Source organism: Mucilaginibacter sp. P4_D1, assembly GCF_056401935.1.
Map to the genome: position 1 here is coordinate 16,500 of NZ_JBFUIJ010000032.1, position 25,674 is coordinate 42,173.

Annotated in this window: 24 protein-coding genes; 9 read left to right on the forward strand and 15 right to left on the reverse strand. The window is 41.9% G+C overall.

What is annotated here, in order from left to right:
• Positions 1 to 93: 93 nt before the first annotated feature.
• From AC1DV1_RS22205 to AC1DV1_RS22255, 11 genes are all read right to left on the reverse strand, one after another.
• Positions 94 to 948, reverse strand: coding sequence for an AMP nucleosidase (locus AC1DV1_RS22205; RefSeq protein ID WP_147059034.1), 855 nt, complete (start codon positions 946 to 948; stop codon positions 94 to 96).
• Between the two features lie 232 nt (positions 949 to 1,180).
• Positions 1,181 to 2,419: an ATP-dependent Clp protease ATP-binding subunit ClpX gene (clpX, locus tag AC1DV1_RS22210; RefSeq protein WP_477363605.1), complete on the reverse strand. Its 1,239-nt coding sequence runs from the start codon at positions 2,417 to 2,419 to the stop codon at positions 1,181 to 1,183.
• 139 nt (positions 2,420 to 2,558) lie between these two features.
• Positions 2,559 to 3,287 carry an ATP-dependent Clp protease proteolytic subunit gene (locus AC1DV1_RS22215; protein WP_090649479.1) on the reverse strand — a complete coding sequence of 243 codons (729 nt, stop codon included), beginning with the start codon at positions 3,285 to 3,287 and terminating at the stop codon, positions 2,559 to 2,561.
• 317 nt (positions 3,288 to 3,604) lie between these two features.
• Entirely contained in the window at positions 3,605 to 4,960 is a 1,356-nt protein-coding gene (tig, locus tag AC1DV1_RS22220) for a trigger factor (RefSeq protein WP_477363608.1), read from the reverse strand.
• Between the two features lie 265 nt (positions 4,961 to 5,225).
• Complete coding sequence (locus AC1DV1_RS22225) at positions 5,226 to 6,203, reverse strand: c-type cytochrome (protein ID WP_477363611.1); 978 nt, start codon at positions 6,201 to 6,203, stop codon at positions 5,226 to 5,228.
• Positions 6,204 to 6,241: 38 nt separating this feature from the next.
• Entirely contained in the window at positions 6,242 to 6,961 is a 720-nt protein-coding gene (locus AC1DV1_RS22230) for a head GIN domain-containing protein (protein ID WP_477363614.1), read from the reverse strand.
• A gap of 132 nt (positions 6,962 to 7,093) precedes the next feature.
• Positions 7,094 to 7,699, reverse strand: a complete 606-nt coding sequence (locus tag AC1DV1_RS22235; protein ID WP_477363617.1) for a GIN domain-containing protein — start codon at positions 7,697 to 7,699, stop codon at positions 7,094 to 7,096.
• Between the two features lie 380 nt (positions 7,700 to 8,079).
• Positions 8,080 to 10,005, reverse strand: coding sequence for a gliding motility-associated C-terminal domain-containing protein (locus AC1DV1_RS22240; RefSeq protein ID WP_477363620.1), 1,926 nt, complete (start codon positions 10,003 to 10,005; stop codon positions 8,080 to 8,082).
• Between the two features lie 188 nt (positions 10,006 to 10,193).
• Positions 10,194 to 11,369, reverse strand: coding sequence for an aldose epimerase family protein (locus tag AC1DV1_RS22245; protein ID WP_477363623.1), 1,176 nt, complete (start codon positions 11,367 to 11,369; stop codon positions 10,194 to 10,196).
• Between the two features lie 42 nt (positions 11,370 to 11,411).
• On the reverse strand, positions 11,412 to 12,467 hold the full coding sequence (locus AC1DV1_RS22250; protein ID WP_477363626.1) for a UDP-glucose--hexose-1-phosphate uridylyltransferase: 1,056 nt from the start codon (positions 12,465 to 12,467) through the stop codon (positions 11,412 to 11,414).
• Positions 12,468 to 12,690: 223 nt separating this feature from the next.
• Positions 12,691 to 13,173 carry a hypothetical protein gene (locus AC1DV1_RS22255; RefSeq protein WP_477363629.1) on the reverse strand — a complete coding sequence of 161 codons (483 nt, stop codon included), beginning with the start codon at positions 13,171 to 13,173 and terminating at the stop codon, positions 12,691 to 12,693.
• A gap of 230 nt (positions 13,174 to 13,403) precedes the next feature.
• Here AC1DV1_RS22255 and AC1DV1_RS22260 point away from each other — a divergent pair, with 230 nt between their 5' ends.
• Positions 13,404 to 14,123, forward strand: coding sequence for an RluA family pseudouridine synthase (locus tag AC1DV1_RS22260; RefSeq protein ID WP_477363632.1), 720 nt, complete (start codon positions 13,404 to 13,406; stop codon positions 14,121 to 14,123).
• A 32-nt stretch (positions 14,124 to 14,155) separates the two neighbouring features.
• Here the strand turns inward: AC1DV1_RS22260 and AC1DV1_RS22265 are convergent, their stop codons facing one another.
• Positions 14,156 to 14,341, reverse strand: a complete 186-nt coding sequence (locus tag AC1DV1_RS22265) for a hypothetical protein (RefSeq protein ID WP_477363635.1) — start codon at positions 14,339 to 14,341, stop codon at positions 14,156 to 14,158.
• A gap of 326 nt (positions 14,342 to 14,667) precedes the next feature.
• Here AC1DV1_RS22265 and AC1DV1_RS22270 point away from each other — a divergent pair, with 326 nt between their 5' ends.
• A complete protein-coding gene (locus AC1DV1_RS22270; RefSeq protein ID WP_477363638.1) occupies positions 14,668 to 16,134 on the forward strand; it encodes a hypothetical protein in 1,467 nt (488 codons plus the stop codon).
• Positions 16,135 to 16,441: 307 nt separating this feature from the next.
• Positions 16,442 to 17,452: a glutamine synthetase beta-grasp domain-containing protein gene (locus AC1DV1_RS22275; protein ID WP_477363641.1), complete on the forward strand. Its 1,011-nt coding sequence runs from the start codon at positions 16,442 to 16,444 to the stop codon at positions 17,450 to 17,452.
• A gap of 40 nt (positions 17,453 to 17,492) precedes the next feature.
• Here the strand turns inward: AC1DV1_RS22275 and AC1DV1_RS22280 are convergent, their stop codons facing one another.
• Positions 17,493 to 17,930, reverse strand: coding sequence for a gamma-glutamylcyclotransferase family protein (locus AC1DV1_RS22280; RefSeq protein ID WP_477363645.1), 438 nt, complete (start codon positions 17,928 to 17,930; stop codon positions 17,493 to 17,495).
• Between the two features lie 129 nt (positions 17,931 to 18,059).
• On the opposite strand from AC1DV1_RS22280, the gene AC1DV1_RS22285 reads away from it, so the two are divergent.
• The 3 genes from AC1DV1_RS22285 to AC1DV1_RS22295 all read left to right on the forward strand — a co-directional run bounded on the left by AC1DV1_RS22285 (position 18,060) and on the right by AC1DV1_RS22295 (position 21,577).
• Positions 18,060 to 19,418 (forward strand): glutamine synthetase family protein, encoded by a 1,359-nt coding sequence (locus tag AC1DV1_RS22285; protein WP_477363648.1) that lies wholly within the window; start codon positions 18,060 to 18,062, stop codon positions 19,416 to 19,418.
• A gap of 199 nt (positions 19,419 to 19,617) precedes the next feature.
• Positions 19,618 to 20,655: a hypothetical protein gene (locus AC1DV1_RS22290; RefSeq protein ID WP_477363651.1), complete on the forward strand. Its 1,038-nt coding sequence runs from the start codon at positions 19,618 to 19,620 to the stop codon at positions 20,653 to 20,655.
• Between the two features lie 52 nt (positions 20,656 to 20,707).
• Positions 20,708 to 21,577, forward strand: a complete 870-nt coding sequence (locus tag AC1DV1_RS22295) for an HAD-IIA family hydrolase (RefSeq protein WP_477363654.1) — start codon at positions 20,708 to 20,710, stop codon at positions 21,575 to 21,577.
• Positions 21,578 to 21,632: 55 nt separating this feature from the next.
• Here the strand turns inward: AC1DV1_RS22295 and AC1DV1_RS22300 are convergent, their stop codons facing one another.
• Positions 21,633 to 22,037 carry a MerC domain-containing protein gene (locus AC1DV1_RS22300; protein WP_477363657.1) on the reverse strand — a complete coding sequence of 135 codons (405 nt, stop codon included), beginning with the start codon at positions 22,035 to 22,037 and terminating at the stop codon, positions 21,633 to 21,635.
• 254 nt (positions 22,038 to 22,291) lie between these two features.
• Here AC1DV1_RS22300 and AC1DV1_RS22305 point away from each other — a divergent pair, with 254 nt between their 5' ends.
• Positions 22,292 to 22,810: a phosphatase PAP2-related protein gene (locus AC1DV1_RS22305; protein WP_477363660.1), complete on the forward strand. Its 519-nt coding sequence runs from the start codon at positions 22,292 to 22,294 to the stop codon at positions 22,808 to 22,810.
• A gap of 70 nt (positions 22,811 to 22,880) precedes the next feature.
• On the opposite strand, the gene AC1DV1_RS22310 is transcribed toward AC1DV1_RS22305, so the two are convergent.
• Positions 22,881 to 24,380 carry a gluconokinase gene (locus tag AC1DV1_RS22310; protein WP_477363663.1) on the reverse strand — a complete coding sequence of 500 codons (1,500 nt, stop codon included), beginning with the start codon at positions 24,378 to 24,380 and terminating at the stop codon, positions 22,881 to 22,883.
• Positions 24,381 to 24,474: 94 nt separating this feature from the next.
• On the opposite strand from AC1DV1_RS22310, the gene AC1DV1_RS22315 reads away from it, so the two are divergent.
• Positions 24,475 to 25,269, forward strand: coding sequence for a HipA family kinase (locus AC1DV1_RS22315; RefSeq protein WP_477363666.1), 795 nt, complete (start codon positions 24,475 to 24,477; stop codon positions 25,267 to 25,269).
• Positions 25,250 to 25,630: a DUF3037 domain-containing protein gene (locus AC1DV1_RS22320; RefSeq protein ID WP_147058997.1), complete on the forward strand. Its 381-nt coding sequence runs from the start codon at positions 25,250 to 25,252 to the stop codon at positions 25,628 to 25,630. Before AC1DV1_RS22315 ends, AC1DV1_RS22320 begins: the two co-directional genes overlap by 20 nt.
• Positions 25,631 to 25,674 lie beyond the last annotated feature (44 nt).

A 25,674-nucleotide genomic window follows, 5' to 3' on the forward strand; every position in this document is an offset into this window, starting at 1 on the left:
GCGCTGCGCTCGCAATGACATGGGTTATTGGCACCAGACTTGGCCGCCGGAAAAGACCAATGAACTAATGAACAAGTGAACTAATGAACCAAATTAAAATTTTAGGTGCTTAACCGTTAACCCATTATTGATTAACTGCTTTAACGATTCGATACCAATTTTCAGATGCGTTTCTACGTATTGTTCGCTTACCACAGAATCGCTTTCGGCTGTTTTTACACCTTCGGGGATCATTGGTTGGTCTGATACCAGCAGCAGTGCTCCAGTAGGGATCTTGTTGGCAAAGCCGGTGGTAAAAATGGTGGCAGTTTCCATATCTACGGCCATGGCGCGTAAATCTTTCAAGTATTTTTTGAATACTTTATCGTGCTCCCAAACGCGTCGGTTGGTGGTGTAGCAGGTACCTGTCCAGTAATCGCGGCTAAAATCACGAATGGTGGTTGATATGGCTTTTTGCAGGGCAAATGATGGCAATGCAGGCACTTCGGCAGGCATATAGTCGTTAGATGTACCCTCGCCCCTGATTGCTGCTATGGGTAGTATAAGCTCGCCTACAGCGATCCTCTTTTTTAAACCTCCACACTTTCCTAAAAATATCACCGCTTTGGGGTGTATGGCTGTTAAAAGATCCATTACTGTTGCCGCTACCGAGCTGCCCATGCCAAAGTTAATAATGGTAATGCCATTGGCAGTAACACTTTGCATGGGTTTCTCAAGGCCCATTATCGGCGCATCATCGTTCCACTGGCTAAATAGTTGGATATATTTTGAGAAATTGGTAAGGATAATGTAATCACCAAAAGCCTCCAGCGGGCGACCGGTGTAACGTGGTAACCAGTTGGCCACAATGGCCTCCTTTGTCTTCAGTCCCGATTTTACGGGCGATTGCACTTCTTTCACTACCGGTGCATCGGTAGGGTTCTTTTTTGCATTTAATTCTTCGTTCATATTAAATAATTTTTTGTTTTAACCAGCAATGGCAGCCTGTTGGGGCTGCCTTATTAGTTTGCAGTTATCTGTTTGCAGTGGGCAGTTGCCTGTTTTCAGTTTTGAGTGTACAGTCCTTTTTTACTGCAAACTGCCGACTCAAAATTGCCAACTACCTGATACAACAAACCCCGGCGTTTCACCAGGGTCTGTGTTATTTAAGTAAAGATAGCTTCGGGGTTTTACCGGGAGGTTAAGCTACTTTTAATTTTTTCAGATCCGATTTTTCAAATTTCTCGTGGGCGTAATCCAGCGTGATATGCAGGCGTTTCACATCTTTTTTTGATGGGAACTCAAACATCGCATCTATCATAATCGCTTCACAAATTGAGCGCAAGCCCCTTGCCCCCAACTTAAATTCCATCGCCTTATCAACAATAAATTCCAGCACTTCATCTTCAAAGTCCAGCTTTACACCTTCGTATTCAAACAGTTTTTTGTACTGTTTTAATAACGAGTTTTTAGGCTCGGTGAGTATATTGCGCAAGGCTCCCCTGTCAAGCGGGTTCAGGTAAGTTAATATAGGCAAACGGCCAATTAATTCGGGTATCAAGCCAAATGATTTCAAATCTTGCGGGGTGATGTACTTGTACAGATTTTTCATATCTATCTCGCCATCATCGCGCTTTAATTTATAACCAACTGTTTGGGTACGCAGACGGTTGGCTATCTTCCGGTCTATACCGTCAAATGCGCCACCACATATAAACAGGATATTGCTTGTATTCACCGTAATCATTTTTTGATCAGGATGTTTACGCCCACCCTGGGGTGGTACGTTAACCATGGTACCTTCCAGTATCTTCAACAAGGCCTGCTGCACACCTTCGCCAGATACATCGCGGGTTATCGAAGCGTTATCGCTCTTACGGGCAATTTTATCAACCTCGTCAATGTATACAATGCCTTTTTCGGCAAGGGTTACATCATAATCGGCAGCCTGTAATAAACGGGTCAGAATGCTTTCCACATCCTCGCCCACGTAACCGGCTTCGGTTAGTACCGTAGCATCGCAAATACAAAACGGAACGTTTAATATTTTTGCCATGGTTTTAGCAAGCAATGTTTTACCTGTACCTGTTTCGCCAACCATAATGATGTTTGATTTTTCAATCTCAACCTCATCCTTATCGATACGCTGGTTAAGGCGTTTGTAATGGTTATATACGGCTACTGATAATATCTTTTTGGCATCATCCTGACCAATTACATATTGATCGAGGTGAGTTTTGATTTCGTACGGTTTAAGCAAGGCAGGCGCCAGCGGCGACGACTTTACTTTACGCACCTTTAACTCCTCAGCTAATATTTCATTAGCCTGGTTAACGCACTTATCACAGATATGAGCGTCGAGCCCCGCAATCAACATCAGGGAATCCTGTTTACCGGCACCACAAAATGAGCACCTGATTTCCTTACTGTTTTTATTCATCTGATTCGTTTACTTAATCAAAATTAGTTATTTAGAGCGAGATTTCAAAGTGATTGAAGTCTTGAGTCTGAAATCTTAAGTCCGAAGTCCTTATTTTAAATTACTTAGAACTCCCGACTTAAGACTTTTGACTTAGAACTTATTTCCCTTTATTTCCTCTTAAAATTTCATCTACCATACCAAATTCTTTGGCTTCTTCGGCAATCATCCAGTAATCACGGTCTGATGCATCCCAAACTTTTTCGAATGAGGCGCCGCTATGATCGGCAATTATCTGGTACAATTCTTTTTTCAGTTTAGTGATCTCATGGTAAGTGATCTCAATATCTGATTGCTGGCCCTGCGCACCACCAGATGGCTGGTGAATCATTACCCTTGCGTGTGGTAACGCTGCCCTTTTACCTTCGGTACCGGCTACTAATAATACAGCGCCCATTGAAGCGGCCATACCTGTACAAATAGTTGCTACATCATTTGAAATGAACTGCATGGTATCATAAATCCCTAGGCCAGCGTAAACCGAACCACCAGGTGAATTGATATAAATCTGGATATCGCGTTTAGCATCGGCCGATTGCAGGAATAGCAATTGAGCCTGAATAATGTTTGCAATATTTTCATAAATCGCATCGCCAAGGAAAATGATACGGTCCATCATCAAACGCGAGAATACGTCCATCTGGGCAACGTTAAGCTGGCGTTCTTCAATAATGTACGGCGTCATGCCGGTTGGTACCGTGGTAGCAATGCCCTGCGGCATGCGGCGGCTATCAAAATTTCCAAGATATTTATCTACAAAGAGGCTGTTAATACGGTGGTGTTTAACAGCGTATTTTCTGAATTCGTTTTTATCGATATTATTACTCATGGTGTTTGTGTATGTTTTATTTTTAGGATGCAGGCATTTTACCTGCGTATAAATATAGTTTTTAGTTGAATACAATTTCAGGAAGATAGTTTGTACAAAGTAAAAATTATTTAGCGGTGAAGGAGTCGGAAAAGTCCGGAAGACCAAAAGTATCGGGTTTTGTAGCACGCTTGCATTTATTCGCCCGCCGGATTTTGCTGATTTCCGGACTTTCCGACTTTACTGACTTCCGGACTTTTTAACTTCCAACCCTACCTATACAACAAAAGCAACCTTGTGAGTTGCTTTTGGTAAAATATATTTCAAAATTGTGTTCCTTATTTTTCAGAAACCAATTTGTTAAAATCAGTAAACAGGATGTCTTGTTTATCTAAAGTGATTACACTTTTAATATAATCAAACACCTTTAATGCTTTTACTTCTTCAAATATTTTGTTAGCATTCTCTTTATTTTGCAGGTATTGTACGGTGTATTGTGCCAACTGATCTTCAGGGATAGCCTGTGGGCTGTACATCCTGAATTGCTGATCTAACCTAACTTTTGCAAGCGCGAAAACCTCATCGTATTTGATTTCGATTTTGTTATCGGTAATTATTTTGTTCTCAATCAAAGTCCATTTAAGGTTTTGAGCAAAATCATTATAACCGCCTTCCAGCTCTTCTGTGGTCAGTTTTTCGTTGGTAGCTTTTAACCAACGTTTCAAGAAATCGTCAGGTAAATTAAAGTCAACTTTAGCAATGCTTGCTTTGTAGATATCGTCCTGCAATTTGCGTTCGCTATCCTGCACCATCATTGTTTCAAGCTCTTCGGTAATTTTAGCTGTAAATTCCGCTTCGGTTGTTACTACACCTTCACCAAATAATTTGTCAAAGAACTCCTGATTTAAATCGCCTTCTTCTAACCGGTTAACGTTTTTAACAGTTAGCTGAAAGTTTGATTGTAAATCGGCCGCTTCGTCTTCTTCTATCTTTAATAAGCCGGCAACCTTGGCTGCGTCGTTATCGTAAGCTTTTTGAATATCAAACGTCAATACATCGCCCTTTTTTAAACCAATTAATGAAGCTTTAATGGCTTCGTCTTTAATTTGGTCTAAACGTACAGATGCTGTATTGCTTATTCCACCCTCAAAAACACTACCATCCGGAGAAAGCTGGACTAATTCGCTGTAAAGAACGTCATCGTCTGCCGATACGTCAGGATTTGTCATTTTGCCATAGCTACGGCGAATATTTTTGATACGTGAAGCTAATGTTTCGTCATCAACTTTAATTACGTATTGGGTAACTTTATCTTTTGATGAAAAGTCAATATTGAATTCCGGAGCTAAACCCAGTTCATAATTAAACTCAAAATTATCGGCAAAATCCCAGTTGTACTCTTTTTCGTTATCAGTTTTTGGCAAAGGCTGGCCTAATACGCGCAGGTCCTGCTCTTCAATATATTTGGTTAAGGTATCCTGTAGCAGGTTATTGATCTCGTCAACCAAAATACTTTTGCCGTACATTTTTTTTATATGTGATGCTGGCACCATGCCCGGGCGAAAACCTGGTAATTTTGCTTTTTTCGCGTTTTCTTTTATCGCTTTATCAACACGTGGCTGATAATCGGCAGGATCGATATTGATCTTAACAACTGCATTCAGGGCATCTACTTTTTCCTGTGTAATATTCATCTTTTTACCGGGTATTTTAATTGATCCATTGAAATGTAGACCGAAAATAACTTGCGGACTATACAAATTTCGAGGCGCAAAAGTATGAATTTATTTTTAATTAAAACTCTTGCATACATAAAGCTTTTGTTCGCCACTAACGATTTTTCGTCTGCCTTATTTTATTTACCCGGACTACAATATACGTATACCACCGCACAAAAACCCGTACGTGGCAAGGCGTTTCAGCCTGAATCCGTTGCGCAACTTTACTTCTCATCTCCTCTTACTTCGCTACAAATTTCACAAACTGGTTTTTAACAGGTTTAATGGTTTTAACATAGGCATAAATAGCTTCCAGGTCGCTTGTTTTTAAGCCGGCGTATTTATACCATGGCATAATAGATTGGTATTCATGCAATTTAACACCCGCCGGCCCTTTGGTGGTGTCGGCATAAACCTTAAAGCGGTTTACAAATTGCGCTTTTGTCCAGCTGCCCAGCCCGGTTTCTTTATCGGATGTAATATTTGACGATTTTACGGCACCATAACCTGGTATTACAAATTCGCGGCCACCGGCATATTCCATACCCGGTATTATTTTACCTTTATCTACCTGGCTGTGGCATTCCATACAGGCAGCCGAGGTAACCAGGTATTCGCCGTACTTCAGCGTATCCTTTTCATCCGGGCGTGTGCCTAAACTTGCCTTTTTCGGCATGGTATGTACCAAAATATTCAACGGAAAATCGAGTGTACTTTTGGGGTAATCTGTTTTTATTGGCTTAAGCGAGCGGATATAGGCTATAATACTGTAAAGATCTTCACGATCCATTTTGGAGTAATATGGCCAGGGCATCAGCGGAAAAATGGCCGAACCATCTTTTTTTACGCCGGTGGTGATTGCCCGAAACAGTTCGCCATCCGTCCACCGGCCTAAATTATACGGGGTGATGTTGGGCACTTCTACATTGCCGGGAAAACCGTCCGCCGCCGTAAACTTTTCGCCGCCCTTACCCTCGGTGCCCTCCAGCATGGGGCCGGCAAATTTTGTCCAGTCGCGGGTAGAGTGACAATCCATACACAGGGTTACATGATTTGCCAGGTATTTACCACGTTCAATACGTTGTGGCGTGGCTTCTACTTTAATATCTTCGGGTTTACCCACATCAGGTAAAGCAAGCGTAATGTATGATACGCCTGCTACAATAATCAAGATAACAGCAATTACAACGTAAGCTGCATATTTTAAAAACTTTTTCATGATAAGATAGTGGTAGGTATTTCAATTTAACGTTGGTATCAATCAACTTTTTTTATGCTTGATGCGCCAGATTTATCGTTATTTACGGTTGCAGGCGAACCTTTATATTCAATTTCGGCTGCGCCGCTGGAGTGCACATTCAACGTTTTTAATACATTGATTTTGCAGTTGCTCACACCCGAAGTATTAATTTCATAATCGCCTACAACAAAATCAAATCCGTTAATCTTGGTGGCACCGCTTGATTCTACGTTATGCGATGCTGCTTGCCCTTTTAGGTTTAATTCGCTCATGCCGCTGCCCTCGGTTTTTACGTTGGCTGCATTCAGGTCAAGGTTAACCTTCGTGGCACCCGATAAGTCGAACTTAAAATCGCCGGCATTTATTTTTCCGTCTGATGATACTTCAACCGCGCCGGATGCGCCTATTTCTTTCAGGTTATGCACGCCAACGGTGATCTCGATATGATCGTCGCAAAAAGATTTTCTCGACTTGATGTGTAACTCGCCGTTTTCAACAGAGGTTGATACGTATTTAAGCAGGTTATCATCGCCGGTGATACTGATTTTTAGCGAACTATCCTGTTTTAAAATTACTTTAAAAGCGCCTGCAATATTCACCTTGGTAAATTCTTCGGCCTGGCGATTCTCGGTGGTCATGTTACCAGAACCACGTACGCAATGAAAGCGACATGAMGAAAATATACTTACAGATACAATAGCAATTAAAGCGGCAATATTCAGGTTAAATTTTTTCATAGTGTTTTGATTTTTTTGACGTTGGTTTCGATTGAGATGTTACATCAAAATTAAAAAAAGCTACCATATTTTAAATGATAGCTTTTCAGAATATATGATGGACTTTTGCAAAAGTTACTGATGCTTATATAATTACAAACCTGCCAGCTCGTTTTCGTTTTTGGCAGATGAGATACCTGTTAATTTATCGGTATAAGTACCGGCGATAAAATTATTATTATTAACGCTTGATTGCAGGTTGTGGTTAAGGGTATAAACCTGTGTTGTGCCTGCAAGTTCAATTTTAGCATTGTTGTTAACATTTACGTTGGTGTTGTAGGTATCCAAATCTAATTTAGCAGTAGCGTTGTTGCTTAGGGTAACATCCAGGTCGATGGCAGATAACTTGCCAAATGATTTTACTTCGGCGTTATCGTAGGCGCTGATGGCGCGCAGGTCATTTGCAGTAACCCAAACCACTAATTTTTCTTTCGTATATGATGCTATGCGCAATACACCTTTTGAGCTTTGTACCAATGCACCTGATGCATAGTATTTGTTGTAAACCTTAACCTGATCGGCAGTACCGGCAGATACATAAAGCTCAACATTTCCGCGAACTTCAATTTTATTGATGTTGCTTACATCGGTTAATACGGTAGCAACATTTTGGGTATTTTTTGTAGACGCAAAAGTTGTGTTTGATAAACCAGCTACTAAAACTAATGAAGCGGCGATGGTTAATAATGTAGTTTTCATGATATTAATATTTTGATTGTCAAGTAATTGTATTGTGTTATTTTTAAATACACCAATAAGACGCCCCCGTTTTTAAAACGTTACAGCAGTTTTGGCTGATTTAGATGTACACCCGGTTTTTATCGGCGAACGCTGTGAAATCATCGGTGAACGGAGGGTGCATGGTATCAAGTAGTAAGTATCAAGTAGTAAGATTTTTTGACTTTTGGATTAACCAGGGTTTGTAGCGGTCTTGATACTTAAGACTATTTTGCAGCGGTCTTATACTTGCTACTTGATACTTGAGACTATTCTACAGCGGTCTTGATACTTGATACTAACTACTTGAGACTATTTTGCAGCAGTCTTGATACTTACTACTAACTACTTGATACTATACTTCAATACACCAACACTACATACCCCGATCGTACCGCGCTGCCGTCTTTCAAATCAATAATATAATAATAGGTACCGGCAGGCAGGCGCTTGTTTTTATAGGTGCCATCCCATGGGCGGGCGTAGCCGGTGGATGTGAAAAGTTTTTGCCCGTAGCGGTTAAATATATTTACCGTACAGGTAGCAAACTGATCAAGGTGCTGAATATTCCACACGTCGTTTACACCATCATGATTGGGGCTGATAGCATTGGGGATCAGCACATCAAGCGGCAACACTTTTATAATAACGCTATCGGTAGCCGTGCAGGTGCTTTGGTTTTGCACAAGCAAGGTGTATTTGGTGGTTTGGGTTGGCGTGGCTATCGGCTTAAGTATGCCGGGGTTATCAAGCCCGGTAGCCGGGCTCCATTGCGTGCTCAATATATCGCCGCTTGCGGTGGCTTTTAACTGGGTGGCATCGCCCTGGTGAATGGTTACGTTGGGGCCTGCATCAACTACGGGTTGCGGTAACAGCGTTGCTGTAAGTGCATTGCTTGTTGCTGTGGGTATGGTAAGGCACAGGTTGTGTGGGGTTACCCGGCAGGTTACTATATCGCCGGTTGTAAGGCTCCTGGTAGTAAAGGTGAAGCTATCTGTACCTACATCGGCACCATTTAACTGCCATTGAAGTGTAGGCCCATTGCCCCCGTTAAGCACGCTTGCGGTAAATGTGACCGGATTACCCTGGCAAACGTTGCCGGTTAACTGGCTGATACTTATTGACGGCACCACCGGCGTAGTAAAGCTTACGTTGATGCTGCCACCGTTGCAACTGGCCACCCCATTAGTGGCCATAACGGTGTAAGTTGTTGGCTGCGATGGTGCAATGGTAATAGATGGCGCGGTTTCGCCTGTAGACCATTTTAGTGCGACAGGCGTTTTCTCCACGGTGGCGCCGATGATGAACAGGCGCTGGCCGTTACCGCCATGGTCATTCACTACAATACTATCTATCCGGGTTGGCGCGGGCATCTTGATACGCACATTATCAAGCCGGTTTTGCCCGTTGGGCGATAGCCAGGCGTTGGTTGTGGTGGTGTTATTAATTTGGTTGGTAAACTGGGCGGCGTTAAAGTCGCGGATGTCCTGGTCGCCTATCAGATCTTTTTTGTACACTTCGGCACCATTGGCCCAAAAGCTTACGCTTACGTACGACGACGGGCCGGGTACGCCGAAATAGGTATTGGCCAGCAGGTTGATAGCCACAGCACCATCCTCATTAACAGGGATAAACAGTTTACGCGGATCGGGGCCGGTAGCGTTGCTTGCATTCCAGCCGGTAAACATATCACTCCAGGGGTACAGGATATACGGAACACCGTTGAAAGTGACATTGCCGGTAGGGCAATTAACAAACTGATGCCCGAAAGTATTGGTTGAGATGTTGAAATTGAATTGGTTCGAAAAATCGACTGGTTTAAATTTGGCATAGGCTGCGCCGGAAACATCGGCCTGGAGCACCATAGTACTGCCCGGGCAAATAGCGGTATCATGCTGCACAATAGTGGGCGGCGACAGGATGGTCATGGTAAGCGCGTTACTATTGGTAGTACTAACGGTACCGTTTGGGCCGGGCGTAGTAACACGACATTGCACCACATCGCCATTAACAAGCGCGCTACTGGTAAATTTATTTTGGTTGGCACCCACGTTAACCCCATTTACCTGCCATTGGTAGGCCGGTGCCGCGCTCAGATTAGCTGCCACCGCGGTAAAGGCAATAGGCTGCCCAACGCAGCCGCTTGTTGGCTGCGAGCCGATGGTAACAAGTTGCGCGCTACTTTTTTGGGCAAACGCCAATTGGAATATACAAAATAAAACCAACCAAAGGCAATGCTTTGCACGTAACCGTTTAGCTAATAATAGGGTTGATAATAAAGGGCTCATTGTTGGCTGGCCGAAAGATACAGCATAGATATGAGATTTGGGATATGAGATTTGAGACGAAAGATTGCTTAGGAATTCCCGGGCTTTAAGAAAAATAAGCAAATAGGTTGCTTGGGCAGCAAGGTTGGGCAAAAAAAAGATCCAGCCAAATGACCGGATCTTTTCAAAATATCTAAAAAGTTGCAAGCTTATTTTGCTACCGTAAACTTATATAGCGACTGGGTTTTATACGTTTGGCCTGGTTTAAGCTCGGTTGACGGAAACTGCGGCTGGTTTGGCGAATCAGGGTAGTGCTGGGTTTCCATAGCAAATGAGGTACGGAATTCATCTTTAATGCCGCGTTTCATAGCGTTTTTAGCTTGCATAAAGTTGCCACTGTAAAACTGCATCGCTGGTTCTTCGGTGTAAACTTCCATTTTAATGCCGCTTTTATCACCAATTACAGTTGCAATCGGGGTGCTTAAATCATGTTTGTTAAGCACAAAGTTATGGTCATAACCTTTACCATTTTTTAGTTGCAGATTATCGTCGTTAATGCGTTTGCCAATGGTTTCTGGTTTGGTAAAATCAAACGGTGTACCTTTTACGGGCTCAATTTTACCTGTAGGGATTAAACCGGCATCAACAGGAGTATAATTATCAGCGTCAATTTGCATTAAATGATTAAGTATGGTGCCGCTGCCTTCGCCGTTCAGGTTAAAAAATGCGTGGTTGGTTAAGTTTACCACGGTTGTTTTATCGGTGTGGGCTTCATAAACGCATTTAAATTCGTTATTGTCGGTAAGGCTGTAAATCACCTTTACCGTAAGGTTGCCTGGGAAACCTTCTTCCATATCTTTTGACAGGTAGGTAAGCTCCAATGTGGTCGAATCAATTTGTTTGGCGTCCCAAACAACGCTTTGGTAACCGTTTTTACCACCATGCAGGGTATTTGGCGGATTGTTGATTGACGATTGGTAATCTTTACCATCAATTTTAAAATGCCCTTTGGCAATACGGTTACCAAAACGGCCGATAGTAGCGCCATAATAAGGCTCGGTTGATTTTTCGAAACCTTCTACACTTTCATAGCCTAAAACCACATCGGTAAGCTTACCATCCTTATTGGGCACCAGCAGGCTTACTATGCGGCCGCCATAATTGGTAAAAGTAGCGGTAATGCCGTTTTTGTTTTTAAGGGTGTAAAGATGAGTTTGTTTACCATTGATGGTTGATTCAAATGCAGCAGCGAATGATTTGGTGCTATCCGTTTTGGTGCTATCTGTCATACTGGTTTTCTGTTGGGTTGATGGTTGATTACAAGCCGCCAAAGATAGGCAGGCCGGTATCATAATTAATGATAGATTTTTAAATAAATGATTCATAAATAGGTTTATATTAGTTGGTTTAAAAGTAGCTTTTTTTACCTACCCTTTCACTTTATAGTGAATTTCGCTTAACCCACGCAGTTTTTCGGCTGCATATTCGGCCGTTATATCGCGTTGAGGGTTGGCCAGCATCTCGTACCCAACCATAAACTTTTTAACCGTTGCCGAGCGCAGCAGCGGCGGGTAAAAGTGCATGTGCCAGTGCCAGTAAGGGTGCTCGCCCATGTTAACGGGCGATTGGTGCATTCCTGCCGAGTACGGGAACGAGGTTTCGAACATATTATCGTATCTCACCGTAAGCCTTTTAATAGCATCGGCAAGGGCATCTTTTTCATCATCGGTAAAATACAAAATGCTGGTAACGTGCCTTTTGCTAATAATCATGGTTTCATAAGGCCAAACCGCCCAAAACGGTACCAATACCGCAAAATGATCGTTCTCGAAAATAACACGCTCACCGCGCTTAAGCTCAAGCGCCAGATAATCGCCAAGCAAACTGCGGCCTTTTTGCTCAAAGTGCGCTTTTTGCTGCTGGGTTTCTTTGGCTACCTCAACGGGAATACTATTTTGCGCCCATATCTGGCCATGTGGATGCGGGTTACTGCACCCCATAATATCGCCTTTATTTTCAAATATCTGTATGTGTTTTATCCACGGATATGATGCAAGGTTTTCAAATTCAGATTGCCAAACATCTACCACTTTACGAATTTCAGCGGTTTCCATTTGTGGCAAAGTAAGGTCATGCCGGGGCGAAAAGCTAATAACACGGCAAATACCCTTTTGGCTGTTGGCTACCAGCAGCTCATCGTCATTGAGGCCGCCGTCGGGCGTATTTAATAGCAACGACGAGTAATCATTGGTAAAAACGAAGCTGCCTTTATAATCGGGGTTCTCGCTGCCATCTGCCCGTTTGTTAGTTGGGCAAAGGTAACATTGCGGGTCGTAAGCCGGGCGGTCGTTTGCCTGAGTGGCTTCCACTTTACCTTGCCACGGCCGTTTGGTTCGGTGTGGCGATACCAGGATCCAATCGCCGGTTAAAATATTTAAACGACTGTGCGGATGCTCTTTAAGATCGAAATTATTAGTCTCCATTGTGTAATTTGAACAGGTTTTATTGGCTTATGGCAATTGGTAATTGCTTTTGTTTTTTCAAAAGTAGAAAAATAAATGTAAACCATACATTTAAAATAAAAAAGATTAACTGCCTATTACCCGGCTAACAAAAGGATAGGCTTTAAACCCGCCATTAAAACGTGTTACACAAAAAAAGCGATGACCTGTAAGGCGCATCGCTTTCAAACTAATATTAAAGAAATTATTTAGCTGCTACGGCTTTCTTCTTTACGGTTGTAGCTGCCTTTGCTGTTTTAGTTGCGGCTGTTTTTTTAGCGCTGGTAACGGCCTCGTTAGCTTTGGCAGTAATGTTTTTCGCTTTTGTTTCAGCCTTGGCTTTTACATCGGCAGCTTCTTTTTTGGCAACAGCGGTTTCAGTTTTTGCTTTGGCAGTAATGTTTTTTGCTTTTTCACTCGCCTGAGCTTTTACTTTGGCTACCACAGTCTTAGCCTTGTCGGCGGCTTCTGTAGCTTTTTTTGTTACAGCAGCTTTTGCTGCGACAGTCTTTTTAGTGGTGGTGACTTTTTTTGTGGCTACCTTTTCTTTAATATCTTCCAGTTTATCCGCTGCGGCTTCTTTTACGTCTTCGGCTGTATCTTTGGTACCTTCCCACAAATGTTCAATTGTTTCTTTAACCTTCTCAAAAAATCCCTTTTCTTCAGGTTCGGTTTTGTTAGTGCTCATGTTGTTTTTACAGTTAGATTGTTGATTAACATTAAAACAAATACTATTCCATCGTTAATCTATCTAAGCAACTGGCCTTATTTTAAGTTTATTGTACTTTTTTAAGGCCATCTTACAACATCATTTGACTATCTGTTTACCACCGTGCACATATAGTTGTTATTTAAAAAACTGATGACAGGCATGTTATCATTATTATAAACCGTATTTTTGCCGGCTATATTTAAAATATGAAGTTTCCGAAATTTGCCGACCTGATACTATTTGAAAACGACGATGTGATTGTGGTTAACAAACCTCCTTTTTTAAGCTCGCTTGATGAGCGCGAAGGCGGCGAGGTAAATTTACTACGACTGGCCAAAGGATATTGGGAAGATGCACAAATTTGCCATCGCCTGGATAAAGAAACTTCGGGGGCGCTTATTATTGCCAAAAACCCGGAAGCTTACCGGATGGTATCTATGCAGTTTGAAAAACGGCAGGTAAAAAAGGTGTACCACGCCATTATTGACGGCACCCATACTTTTGATAACTTACTGATTGACCTGCCGATATTAAATGTAGGCAAAGGGAACGTAACCATTAGCAGGCAGGAAGGCAAACGAGCCGAAACCTGGTTTCAGTCGTTAAAATACTTTAAGCATTATACTTTGGTTGAGTGCCGCCCTGTTACCGGTCGTATGCACCAGATAAGGATTCACCTGGCTACCCAAAGGGCCTCAATAGCCGGTGATGAAATGTACAAAGGCGAGCCAGTGTTTTTATCTAAAATAAAAAGAAAGTATCATTTAGGAAAAGACCAGGAGGAGCTGCCCATCATGAAGCGCTTCGCGTTACACGCTTACGAGGTTACCTTCAAAATAAACCTTGAGACAGAAGTCACTATACATGCCCCCTATCCCAAGGATTTTGAAACGCTGTTAAAACTGTTAGAAAAATTTGATAGTTAATTTCTCTGTTTTATCAGCGAACGACTTAGCCATTATTTCTTTTGAGTAGTAGTATCTTTGGCAGCAACTAACCTTTGTGTAGTTGTGTCTTTTTTACTGCTAATAGCCAATTCTTTTTTGGTTGTGCTTTTAGACGACACAGGAGCCGCGTTTTCTTTTTTACAGGAGAAATAGCCTGTGGCAACAATTACCAAACATAAAAACGTAATTTTTTTCATAATTTCAAAACAAGTGGACAATAATAGTCAAAATAAATATGCCGATCAAATAATTATACAAAACAGTATCACGTATGGCTGATCTTAATTCACCAGATTGCAATATTTCATTATAGTTAACCTAATAATCACCTCCCTCCTGATTTTAAGCGAAATACGTAACAATACTTGTTATTATATATTTCCTCATAAACAAATCATTATACGTTACCCCCCACACAAAGGTTTAAACATTACGATAAATTCATGATTATAACTCTTTTGATTGACTTACAAGTTTAATTTTATTTTTAGCAAGCGTATTTTTATCCTAAATTACCTGCACTTTGAAAACACTCCGCTTTACAATATTAATTTTATTGATGTGCTCATTAAAAGCGAGTTCCGCGCAAACCAGCGTAAAAAAGGATAGCCTGGTTGATTACGTTTTGCTAAAAGATCAGCAAAAGCGTGAAGACAAAGTAATCAGATATATCAAGGGATTTTTTCAGAATGCGCCATTAAGCCAGCTTGTTGCCAAAAAGAAGGCCATCACCGATACTTTTGTAAGGTATAATTTGGAACAGCGGGAGTCCATTTTATATTTCATGGAAAGCATATATCAAAGACGGCTTGAGAATCTCCAGGAGTCACAAAATGCCTTGGTGAAGGCTATTGACGAAGCGCACAAAAGCAGCGACCATTTGCTTCTTTTTGATTATTTCACCCATCTTGCGTTTGTACAAACCGACGAAGGAAACGCCATTGGAGCAGTATCCAGTTACGGATTAGCCAAAAACGAGGTGAAAAATTTAAACGATCCGTATTTAGAGGCGGTGCTAAATGTTAATATATCTGACATATATTATAAAAGCGGCTTATATAGCCAATCGCTATCTTACCTTAACCAGGCCCAGCGGCTAATGGATGATAATAAGATCAACCGTTTAAATATCTTAAGCTTGATTACGTATAATAAAGCCGAAAATTACTTCAGGACCCAAAACTACGATTCATTAAAGGTTTGCCACCAGAAACTCTTCGGCCCAAAAAACCGGACCTACAAGTTACACACTTTCCAAAAACGTACCGGGTATTATCTCACTTTATTAAAACATGACTACAAGGGCGCTATAAAGCAAATTAATGACCTGTTAAAAGATAGCCTTTATGTAAAAGGCGATCTGGAGGGGCAAATGCTTGCCGACGCCTATTTTAGCAACGGCCAAACTGACTCGGCCCGTTACATGCTTCAGAAACAACTTAACCTGCCATCTCAAAAAAACCACCCCGAAATACGATATCATCTATATGAAGTACTTGGAAAAATAGCGGAACGCAACAATGATGAAAAACTTGCTGCCGAAAATTTCAAACTGGCGCTGGGCGAGTTAAAACAAAACATTGATAATCTTTTGCAGGTAGGTGATAAATCATCGCAATTAAAAATAAACGAAGTACAAAGCTTGTACTACGTAAACTTATTAAAGTATGAACGCGAGCGTTTATGGATGATATTTGCCATAGCGCTTGCTGTTTTAGCCGTTATTGTTGTAGCTATTTTTTACCGTAGCAGCAGGCAAAAACGTCATTACGAACAGCTATTGTTTGCAGCCAAAAAGCAAGAACTGGCCACAATAAACTCGCACGAAGTACGCAAGCACTTATCGAACATATTGGGCCTGCTTGACCTGGTTAAGGACATTGAAACCAAAGAAGAACTACTTAAAATACGCAAACATTTACTGTACTCGGCCGAGGAATTGGATAAAAACGTAAAAAACGTTTCAGAAAAGCTAAGCGAAATGGATTGATCGTCCGAATGGGTTGACACAATTAAAGTTTTTTTAKTTATTTCTGTTTACAAACCTACTCTATTTTGCATTTTTATTAAAATACATTGTGGTTACGAGTTTAAAAATGCAAAATTATCAAAAACGCCACTGATTAGGTTAATTATTATGCATTTACAGTTAAAACAAGGTATTTGTTGAAAAAAATTATAAAATTTTCACAAAATCATGGTGTTTTTTGTAAAAATAATTTAAATTCGCCTTGTTAATTGGCGAGATTAATACAAAAACTATAAATAGAACCCCAACTTTACAAATTAATTAAAAAATGGCAACTAAACTCGAGTACATTTGGCTTGATGGGTACAAACCAACACAAAGCCTGCGTAGCAAAACAAAAATCGTTAAAGATTTCAGCGGTAAAGTAGAAGATCTGGATAACTGGAGCTTTGACGGCTCATCAACTGAACAAGCACCAGGTGGTTCATCAGATTGTATCTTAAAACCAGTTTTTGTATGCCCTGATCCGCAAAGAAAAGAAGCATTCCTGGTAATGTGCGAAGTTTTAGATTCAAAAGGTCAGCCTCACGAGTCAAACGGTCGTGCACTTATACAGGATGATGATAATGATTTCTGGTTTGGTTTTGAGCAGGAATACTTTTTATGGGATCCTAAAACCAACAAACCACTTGGCTTCCCGGCTGGCGGTTACCCAGGTCCACAAGGTCCATATTATTGCTCTGTAGGCGCAAACAATGCTTACGGTCGCGAAATTGTTGAAGAGCACTTAGACGTATGTTTAGATGCAGGTTTAAATGTTGAAGGTATCAATGCCGAAGTAGCAGCAGGTCAGTGGGAATTCCAGATCTTCGCCAAAGGCGCTAAAGAAGCTGGTGACCAAATCTGGGTTGCACGTTATTTATTAGAAAGAATTGGCGAGAGCTACGGTGTTGCAATCAACTGGCATTGTAAACCGCTTGGTCAGTTAGACTGGAACGGTTCTGGTATGCACGCTAACTTCTCAAACACTTTATTGCGTACTGCAAACAGCGAAGAGAAATTCAAAGCAGTTTGTGAAGCTTTCCGTCCGGCGGTTGCTGAGTGTATCGCTGTATACGGTGCTGATAACGATCAACGCTTAACCGGTAAACACGAAACGGCTTCAATCACCGATTTTAGCTATGGTGTATCAGATCGTGGTGCTTCCATCCGTATCCCTCTGTACGCTGTTGATCACAACTGGAGTGGTTACTTAGAAGATCGTCGTCCTAACTCGGCTGCTGATCCATACAAAGTAGCTGCGGTAATTATCAAAACTGTAAAAACAGCGAAAGTTTAATCCCCCGCATATTATAGTAAAGTCCCCTGGTTTGAAAAGATCAGGGGATTTTTTTTGCGTGCTTATTGTTTTTGAGGCCGATGTAGTACATATAGTCTCCACCTTGTACTTCTGGCAAATTATCGGTTGACCAGTTATAAATATACACCCAACAAACAACCGGGCCTTGTTCAGCATCAATTTCAATCAATTCGCGGGTATATTCATGTGGTTTTGGTTCGCGGGCACCTATACCCTCGTACTCATCAATTACCGATAGTATCTTTTCGGCATCATCCATCAGGTAAATACTGCCATAAACATACCGGCCCGCTGTGGTATCAATGGTAGCACCCGGATATTTGCCAATATCGTAAAGTTTGCCGCCAAATTTGCCCCCTCCTATTAATGTGCAATGCAGCTGCAGGTATTGCGCGTATGTATTGCCTTGCTCAAGCAATGTACCATAAACAAAAAGGTATTGGTTAATTGTAATCATTATATAAACTACCGTAAACAAAGGTAACAGCAAAAACGTATGAATACTTGTAAACACCAATCGCATTTTTTTATGTTTACATCGTAATGGCTATCTTGCTTAATTTGAAACCAGCCTTATACTTACACCATGAATACCGAACAGATAAAAACCTACATAGAAGAAAATAACATCCAGAAAATAAAATTTGCCTTTGCCGATATTGATGGCGTTTTGCGCGGGAAGGTAATTCACCCAAAAAAATTCATTGAAGGCTTGCAAAGCGGCTACGGTTTTTGCGATGTGGTTTTTGGATGGGATAGTAATGATGTTTGTTATGATAATGTGAAACTTACAGGCTGGCATACCGGTTACCCCGATAAGCTTTGCCGTATTGATTTGAATACCTTGCGTAACGTACCCTGGCAAGATAACATCCCCTTCTTTTTGGCCGATTATAGCGACCCAAATGGTACAGCCCTGCCTGCCTGCCCACGCAGCCTTTTAAAAAAAATAGTTAAAGAATGCCAGGACATGGGCTATCACGCCGAGTTTGCCCAGGAATTTGAATGGTTCAATTTCAGGGAAACACCTCAATCTATTAATGATAAAGGCTTTACCAATATCAATACCCTAACACCGGGAATGTTTGGGTACTCCATACTCCGTACATCGCAAAACAGCGATTTTTATTACGACCTGTTTAACTTACTTACCCAATTTAATATACCCATAGAAGGCCTACATACCGAAACCGGCCCCGGCGTATACGAAGCCGCCATAGCTCATGACGAAGTTTTGGCTGCCGCTGATAAAGCTGTATTATTTAAAACAGCCGTTAAAGAAATTGCTTACAAACACGGTATTATGGCTTCATTTATGGCCAAGTGGAACCAGGACCTGCCCGGTTGCAGCGGCCATATCCACCAAAGCTTATGGAGCAAGGATAAAAGTGATAACCTGTTTTACAGCGGCGATGATGTTAACAAAATGAGCGATTTGCATAAGCATTACCTAGCGGGGCAATTGCACTGCATGCCACACCTGTTACCAATGTATGCCCCCACTATTAACAGCTATAAACGCCTTGTTGAAGGGGCCTGGGCGCCAACTACCATAACCTGGGGCCTTGATAACCGCACCACGGCCCTCCGCGTCATCAATACCACACCGGGCTACACCCGGTTAGAAACCCGCATACCAGGTTCAGACACCAACCCATATTTGGCCATAGCGGCGGCATTGGCTTCGGGTTTATACGGTATTAAACACAAATTGCCATTAACTATAGCACCCACGGCTGGTAACGGTTACGAAGATAAACGCAACGGTATACTGGCCAAAAACTTGTTTGACGCCGCTACCGATATGCAAAACTCGCCACTGGCCAAAGAGCTTTTTGGCGAAGGCTTTGTTGAGCATTTTACCCAAACCCGCCTATGGGAGCATCGTCAGTATGCTAAACATGTTACCGATTGGGAGTTGAATAGGTATTTTGAGGTGATATAGGTGCTTTCTGAACCGGAATTAAACGAATTTATAGAATTAACAGAATGGCAGGGTACTTTTCAGAATTCTGTTAATTCTTCAATTCCACAAATTCCGGTTCAGACAAAGAACCTGTTTATTCCATGACCGATAAAACATTATGCAAATCATATTTCTTATTCCATTTTATTGTCTAATCTTTGTAGCCTAAATTATGTAAATGGACTTTTCTTTAATTGTTAAAAAAGCATGGGAAGGGTACGACGCGTCCAAAACGATTAAACTTATCGAGGACATTAGCGCCATGGTATCTACCAACCATGTGTACCGTATTACTTTTGATGACGACGATATCATTATAGCCAAGCTATCCTATTTCGGTAAGTTTGAGCATTTTAAAGAGGATCACCGCATCATCCAAACCTTAGCCAATAACCTGCTTTACCCTTTTGAAAATTTGCTTGCGCGCTCGCTACTTAAAAATAACAGGGTATATATTTATCATTATAAACATGGCAAAACAGATGCATGGGTAGTATTTTATAACCCAACGCGCATATTAAACCGCCTGCCCCGTCGCCTGGAAGACAGCCATATTAAAAAACTTGGCCAGCAAGTGGGTAAGTTTCATAAAGCATGTTCAAGGGTTAAAAATGTACTCCCAAAATCGTCAAAAACATTGCGTACCGATATTTCGTCGTTGATGCACCAGCTGGAAACTAACGAAAAACAGTTCGGCACCGCTATGCAGGCCGATTTTTTGAAATACCATTGCGAAACCTTTATGAAAAACCGGTCGAAATACAACATGAGCTCTTTCGAGATCATCCCGGTTTTTATCGATTGGAACATCGGCAACTTTTCGGTAACGCCAAGCCTTGAATTATATTCCCGCTGGGATTATGATTGGTTCAGGATGAGTTATCGCGTGCTTGATTTTTACTTTTTCAGCCGCGTAGTATCGGACATTGGCGACCGTACGGTATTTAGCTATGTGATTAACACCATGATGGAGGATAGATTTATCTTATTCCTGAAAGAATATCATAAAGTTAACCCGCTTACCGCCGACGAAATAAGGTTTATGAAAGAAGCATACCGCTTTTTTATCCTGAACTATGTAATTAAGGATGGTAAGTACTTTTTTAGCGAACAATATGCGCAAAAATTGCAAACCGAGGCATTCAATGTTTATTTACCATCGGTAGACAGGGATTTTGATGCCGAAAAAATCATAGAGGCACTTAAATTAAAATAGGCTTTGAGTTAATATTTGAGCATATTGCAGCTTAATTAAAGCAAACGCAGGCATGAACAGGATAGACAACTTTAAATCTATAATAGACAGGTACAAAGTTGTTTTTTTTGACGCTTTTGGGGTTCTGAAAAATTATAAAGGGCTGCTGCCGGGCATCGAAAACACGTTTGCCTACCTGGATCAGCAAAAAAAGGATTACTATATTGTTACCAACGATGCATCGCGCAGCCCGGCACAACTGGCGGAATCATATAATAACAAAGGCCTGCTTGCCATAACACCGGATAAGATCATTTCATCGGGCATGCTTACCAAAGAGTACCTTGACCTGAAAGTGAATGATGGTATTGTGGCTTACCTGGGTACGCCAGATTCTGCGCATTATATCGATAGTTCGGGGCTGCACACCCTGCCGGTAAGCCAGATAGATGCCTCGAATATTGATAAAGTAAATGCCCTGGTGTTTTTGGATGATGAAGGTTTTGATTGGTTTGAGGATTTGAATAAAGCCGTAAATATACTGCGCAAACGCACCATCCCTGCAATTGTTGCCAATACAGATCATGCTTATCCACTTAGCAAACACGATGTATCAATAGCCATTGGCGGGATTGCCCACATGATTGAAAAAATTGTGGGCAAGGAGTTTATCCGCTTTGGCAAGCCCGATTCGCAGATGTTTATGTTTGCTTATGATTTGCTGCGCGATCAGGGGCCAATCAGCAAAAAAGATATTGTAATGGTCGGTGATACCCTGCAAACCGACATTTTGGGCGGCAATAAGTTTGGCCTTGATACTGTACTGGTATTATCCGGCAACACCCAGGCAGTTGATGCCGAAAACCGTATAAACGCAACAGGTATTGTTCCCACCTACGTTTGCGATTCGGCAGTTATCGAGCATGGAGAATTAGCATTTTAAGTTTCACTTCCCTTTGCCAAGCACAGGCAGCAAAAAAAATTCGAGATATTACCAATCAACAAGGTGTCCCTTTGGATATTACAGGATGTGGCCCGATGCTCCTGTAATTAATAAAATGAGCTGTCGCTATCAATAGCCCCCCGGCAGGCACAATAATGCCTTCCATTCGTCCGCTTAAAAAAACATGCCCGAGTATAATGATTGCAAAGCCTGTTACCAATAAAATTACCGGCATTGGCCGCCTGTGAACGCGCAGGTAGGATAAACCTATCGAGTATAAGCCTATCATCAGCGCAAAAACAATCATCCCCCACTCCACCAGTGGTAACGCTAAAAAGCCCAGGCCAATAAGCGGCAGGCTTGTAAATATAAGCGGTACCACCGCGCAATGAACGGCGCATAACGTAGATGCTGTAATACCAATCCTATCTATCCGTGCCGTAGTTTTATGATGACCCATGTTGCAAATATAAAATTAACGCAACAATATTGCATTTAAATTTATATTATATTTGGCAATAACTTTAACATTGGTGTAACATATTATTAATAACCGCGTCAATAATTACCTTTGCAAATCATTTCCCTGATAAAATTTTGACCCAGATTACCCTATATAGAATAAAACTTAACTGGCAAACCGCGTTTAATACAAACTTAAAKCGGGTAAGGCTCATTATTGGCACCATGCTTATTGTGGCGATAATTAATACAATGCCTTCTTTTTTTAAAGCTATTGAACAAAGGCATGGGGTAGTACTGCATGATTGGGTACTGGCAAATTTGCCGGCGGTTGACGTATCAATACCAATTTTTGCAATAATATGGGGAATGGGTATCCTCATGATAATCAGGACACTTTACAAGCCAGATTTGGGCATAACCTACCTTTGGACTATCATTTTTGTATGTATAGCCCGCTTTATAACACTAACGTTGGTAAAACTTGATCCACCGGCCGGGCTTGTACCCTTGATTGACCCGCTTACCGGGTACTTTTACGGGCATGCTTCAATCACTAAAGACCTTTTCTTTTCGGGCCACACATCAACCCTCTTTTTAATTTACTTAAACCTCGAACGTAAAAACGATAAACGCATTGCCCTCGCCGCCACTATCATTTTAATGTTCCTGCTGCTCATTCAGCATATCCACTACACTATGGATGTACTGGCAGCTCCGGTTATTGTTTATTGCTGCCATCGTTTTACAAAAGCATTGGGTTTTAAATAACAGTGTGATCATTTCAATTTCATTTTATCAGAAAACACTATTGCAACTTTAATGCTTTACGTTTAATTTTTTAGATTCCCAGGTTATTAAACAGGTGCATGGTATCCTTTAAATCGAGGTAAAGCTTTTTAAAAACAACGAAGGATTTGTTATACAATTCATGATTTTGCTGGTTATAAGCAATAACGGTTTCACCGTTTACATGGGTTAGCTCCTCATAGCTTGCGGGATGCATTACCTGCATGGCAAGATAAACAGCACCCACAGCAGATGCGTCTTCGGGTTGCAGCACTACCAGTTTTTTGCCGGTAATATCGGCCAGTATCTGCGTCCAGGTGCCGGAACTTACAAAACCACCACTTATATTAACCTGTGTAATAGCAACCGAGGCATCCTCTACCGTTTTTAGCACATTATACAAAGCAAAACAAACCCCTTCAAGCGCAGCCCTTAAAAAATGGGCCTGGGTATGGGTCGGTTTAATATTTAAATAAGCACCGCTGGTTTTTGTATCCCAAAGCGGCGCACGCTCGCCGTATAAATAGGGTAAAAATAAAAGGCCGTCGCTGCCCGCTGGTACGGTTTCAATGGTGTTGAATAAAGCGTCATAATCGGAACCGGTAAGATTCTCCTTTTGTAAAAAATTTTTCAGCAGCCAGTTTATGGCAATCCCGCCGTTATTTACAGCTCCACCGCATACATAAGTATTTTGGTTAAGCAGGTAGTTAAAGGTCATACCCTGGTAATTATAAACCGGTACAGGGCTGGTAATACGTACCGCCCCGCTTGTACCAATAGTAAGCGCGGCAACACCTGGCCCTGTAGTATGGCTGCCCAGGTTTGCACAGCAGCCATCGCTTGCACCTATAATAAATTTGGCATCAGAGGCTATGCCCAGCAGGTTTGCCGTAGCAGCGTGAAGGCTATCCCTATAATAAGTGGTATTTACAGGTTCTGATAATCTATCGGCAGTTATACCGGCAAGCTGGCAGGCATCATTGCTCCATTGCAATTTTAAAATATCAAAAAGCCCTGTGGCCGAGGCGATAGAATAATCAATTTGGAAAATATTAAACAGTTTAAACCACATAAACTCTTTTATCGATATAAACATATCTGCCTGCGCAAACAGGCCGGGCTTATTTGCTTTTAGCCAAATGAGCTTGCATAAAGGCGACATCGCATGGATCGGTGTTCCTGTTATTCGGTATATCTCCTCCCCTTTTGGCGAATTCCTTAAATCCTGGGCGATATTTTCGGCACGGGCATCGGCCCAGGTAATCATGGGCGCTAATGGCGTACCTGTTTTATCAACAGGGATAATACTGTGCATAGCACTGCTAAAGCTAAGTGCCTGCGGCGCATAGCCTATCTTTACAATTATTTCCTGCACGCATTTTACAAAAGCATCCCAAATAATTAACGGGTTCTGTTCGCTATAACCGGGTTGGGGAATATCAATACCGTAATGCTGCTGGGTTACACCCAAAGCCTTGCCGGTTAAACCAACAGCTACAGCCTTTGTGCTGCCGGTACCAATATCAATACCTAATATATATTCCTGCATCATGTATCAGCCAAAATAGGATTTATCTTTGGGATGGCGGAAATAAAATGCAGGCTACCATATTTCTCATAAATTTGCCCTAATTTTCTACCGAAAAATGAATTACAATCCACCACAACTCCGCACCATTAAGGTGATCCGCTATGTTACGCCATTGCGCGAAGGCGGATCGCTGCCGGCTATTGCCGAAGGCGACGACGAGTTTTTATATGTACTTAAGTTCCGCGGGGCCGGCCAGGGCGTAAAGGCGCTGATAGCCGAGCTTATTGGCGGCGAATTAGCCCGCCTGCTGGGCCTTAAAGTGCCCGAACTGGTGTTTGCTAATCTTGATGAAGCCTTCGGCCGTTCTGAGGCCGACGAGGAGATACAGGACCTGCTCAAATTCAGCGTCGGGCTTAATCTTGCATTGCATTATTTGTCGGGTGCAATAACGTACGACCCGGTTGTTAATACTTTGGATGCTAAACTGGCATCCAAAATAGTTTGGCTTGATTGCCTGCTAACCAACGTTGACCGTACCCCCCGCAACACCAACATGCTGATGTGGCACAAAGAGCTGTGGCTCATTGACCATGGCGCAGCCTTGTATTTTCACCACTCGTGGCATAACTGGCAGGAATCGGCAAAACGGCCCTTTGTGCAGGTAAAAGACCATGTCCTGCTTCCGCAGGCATCTGAATTGGATGAGGTGGATGCCGAATTTAAATCCATTTTAACCTCCGAACACATTTATAACATTGTGAATTTAATCCCGGATGATTGGCTTACCGATGAATCAGGAAACGGAACACCGGCAGAGCGCAGGGAAGTTTACGCGCAATTTTTATTAACCCGTATTGCATCATCGGCAATATTTGTAACCGAAGCTAAAAATGCCCGATCAGCTGTTTGAGTACGCCGTAGTACGCGTTGTACCCAGGGTAGAGCGCGAGGAGTTTGTAAATATTGGCGTGATACTTTATTGCCCGAAACAGAAGTTTTTAAAAGCAATTGTATCGATAGATGAAGCCAGGATAGCGGCTTTTGCACCCGGCCTGGATATAGATTGCCTTAAAGACAACGTTAAATCGTTTGAAAAAATAGCCCATGGCGCTCCCGATGCCGGCCCCATAGCCAAACTGGATATAGCTTCGCGCTTTAGATGGCTTACTGCTACACGTAGTACCGTGGTGCAATCATCAAAGGTGCATCCGGGTTTGTGCAAAGATGCAGAATTGACTTTAAGGCGGTTATTTATCCAGTTAGTTGGGTAATAATAATCATAACGCAGAGAGCAAAACATTGCCCTCTGCGCACG

What these genes read in the sequence shown, in the direction of transcription:
- AC1DV1_RS22255 (WP_477363629.1), bottom strand. Translation starts at nt 13,173, where the DNA reads ATGAGCACTAACAAAACCGAACCTGAAGAAAAGGGATTTTTTGAGAAG.
- clpX (WP_477363605.1), bottom strand. Translation starts at nt 2,419, where the DNA reads ATGAATAAAAACAGTAAGGAAATCAGGTGCTCATTTTGTGGTGCCGGT.
- AC1DV1_RS22245 (WP_477363623.1), bottom strand. Translation starts at nt 11,369, where the DNA reads ATGAATCATTTATTTAAAAATCTATCATTAATTATGATACCGGCCTGC.
- AC1DV1_RS22300 (WP_477363657.1), bottom strand. Translation starts at nt 22,037, where the DNA reads ATGGGTCATCATAAAACTACGGCACGGATAGATAGGATTGGTATTACA.
- AC1DV1_RS22265 (WP_477363635.1), bottom strand. Translation starts at nt 14,341, where the DNA reads ATGAAAAAAATTACGTTTTTATGTTTGGTAATTGTTGCCACAGGCTAT.
- AC1DV1_RS22215 (WP_090649479.1), bottom strand. Translation starts at nt 3,287, where the DNA reads ATGAGTAATAATATCGATAAAAACGAATTCAGAAAATACGCTGTTAAA.
- AC1DV1_RS22250 (WP_477363626.1), bottom strand. Translation starts at nt 12,467, where the DNA reads ATGGAGACTAATAATTTCGATCTTAAAGAGCATCCGCACAGTCGTTTA.
- AC1DV1_RS22225 (WP_477363611.1), bottom strand. Translation starts at nt 6,203, where the DNA reads ATGAAAAAGTTTTTAAAATATGCAGCTTACGTTGTAATTGCTGTTATC.
- AC1DV1_RS22320 (WP_147058997.1), top strand. Translation starts at nt 25,250, where the DNA reads ATGCCCGATCAGCTGTTTGAGTACGCCGTAGTACGCGTTGTACCCAGG.
- AC1DV1_RS22240 (WP_477363620.1), bottom strand. Translation starts at nt 10,005, where the DNA reads ATGAGCCCTTTATTATCAACCCTATTATTAGCTAAACGGTTACGTGCA.
- AC1DV1_RS22285 (WP_477363648.1), top strand. Translation starts at nt 18,060, where the DNA reads ATGAATACCGAACAGATAAAAACCTACATAGAAGAAAATAACATCCAG.
- AC1DV1_RS22310 (WP_477363663.1), bottom strand. Translation starts at nt 24,380, where the DNA reads ATGATGCAGGAATATATATTAGGTATTGATATTGGTACCGGCAGCACA.
- AC1DV1_RS22235 (WP_477363617.1), bottom strand. Translation starts at nt 7,699, where the DNA reads ATGAAAACTACATTATTAACCATCGCCGCTTCATTAGTTTTAGTAGCT.
- AC1DV1_RS22280 (WP_477363645.1), bottom strand. Translation starts at nt 17,930, where the DNA reads ATGATTACAATTAACCAATACCTTTTTGTTTATGGTACATTGCTTGAG.
- AC1DV1_RS22315 (WP_477363666.1), top strand. Translation starts at nt 24,475, where the DNA reads ATGAATTACAATCCACCACAACTCCGCACCATTAAGGTGATCCGCTAT.
- AC1DV1_RS22290 (WP_477363651.1), top strand. Translation starts at nt 19,618, where the DNA reads ATGGACTTTTCTTTAATTGTTAAAAAAGCATGGGAAGGGTACGACGCG.
- AC1DV1_RS22295 (WP_477363654.1), top strand. Translation starts at nt 20,708, where the DNA reads ATGAACAGGATAGACAACTTTAAATCTATAATAGACAGGTACAAAGTT.
- AC1DV1_RS22260 (WP_477363632.1), top strand. Translation starts at nt 13,404, where the DNA reads ATGAAGTTTCCGAAATTTGCCGACCTGATACTATTTGAAAACGACGAT.
- AC1DV1_RS22305 (WP_477363660.1), top strand. Translation starts at nt 22,292, where the DNA reads ATGCCTTCTTTTTTTAAAGCTATTGAACAAAGGCATGGGGTAGTACTG.
- tig (WP_477363608.1), bottom strand. Translation starts at nt 4,960, where the DNA reads ATGAATATTACACAGGAAAAAGTAGATGCCCTGAATGCAGTTGTTAAG.
- AC1DV1_RS22275 (WP_477363641.1), top strand. Translation starts at nt 16,442, where the DNA reads ATGGCAACTAAACTCGAGTACATTTGGCTTGATGGGTACAAACCAACA.
- AC1DV1_RS22205 (WP_147059034.1), bottom strand. Translation starts at nt 948, where the DNA reads ATGAACGAAGAATTAAATGCAAAAAAGAACCCTACCGATGCACCGGTA.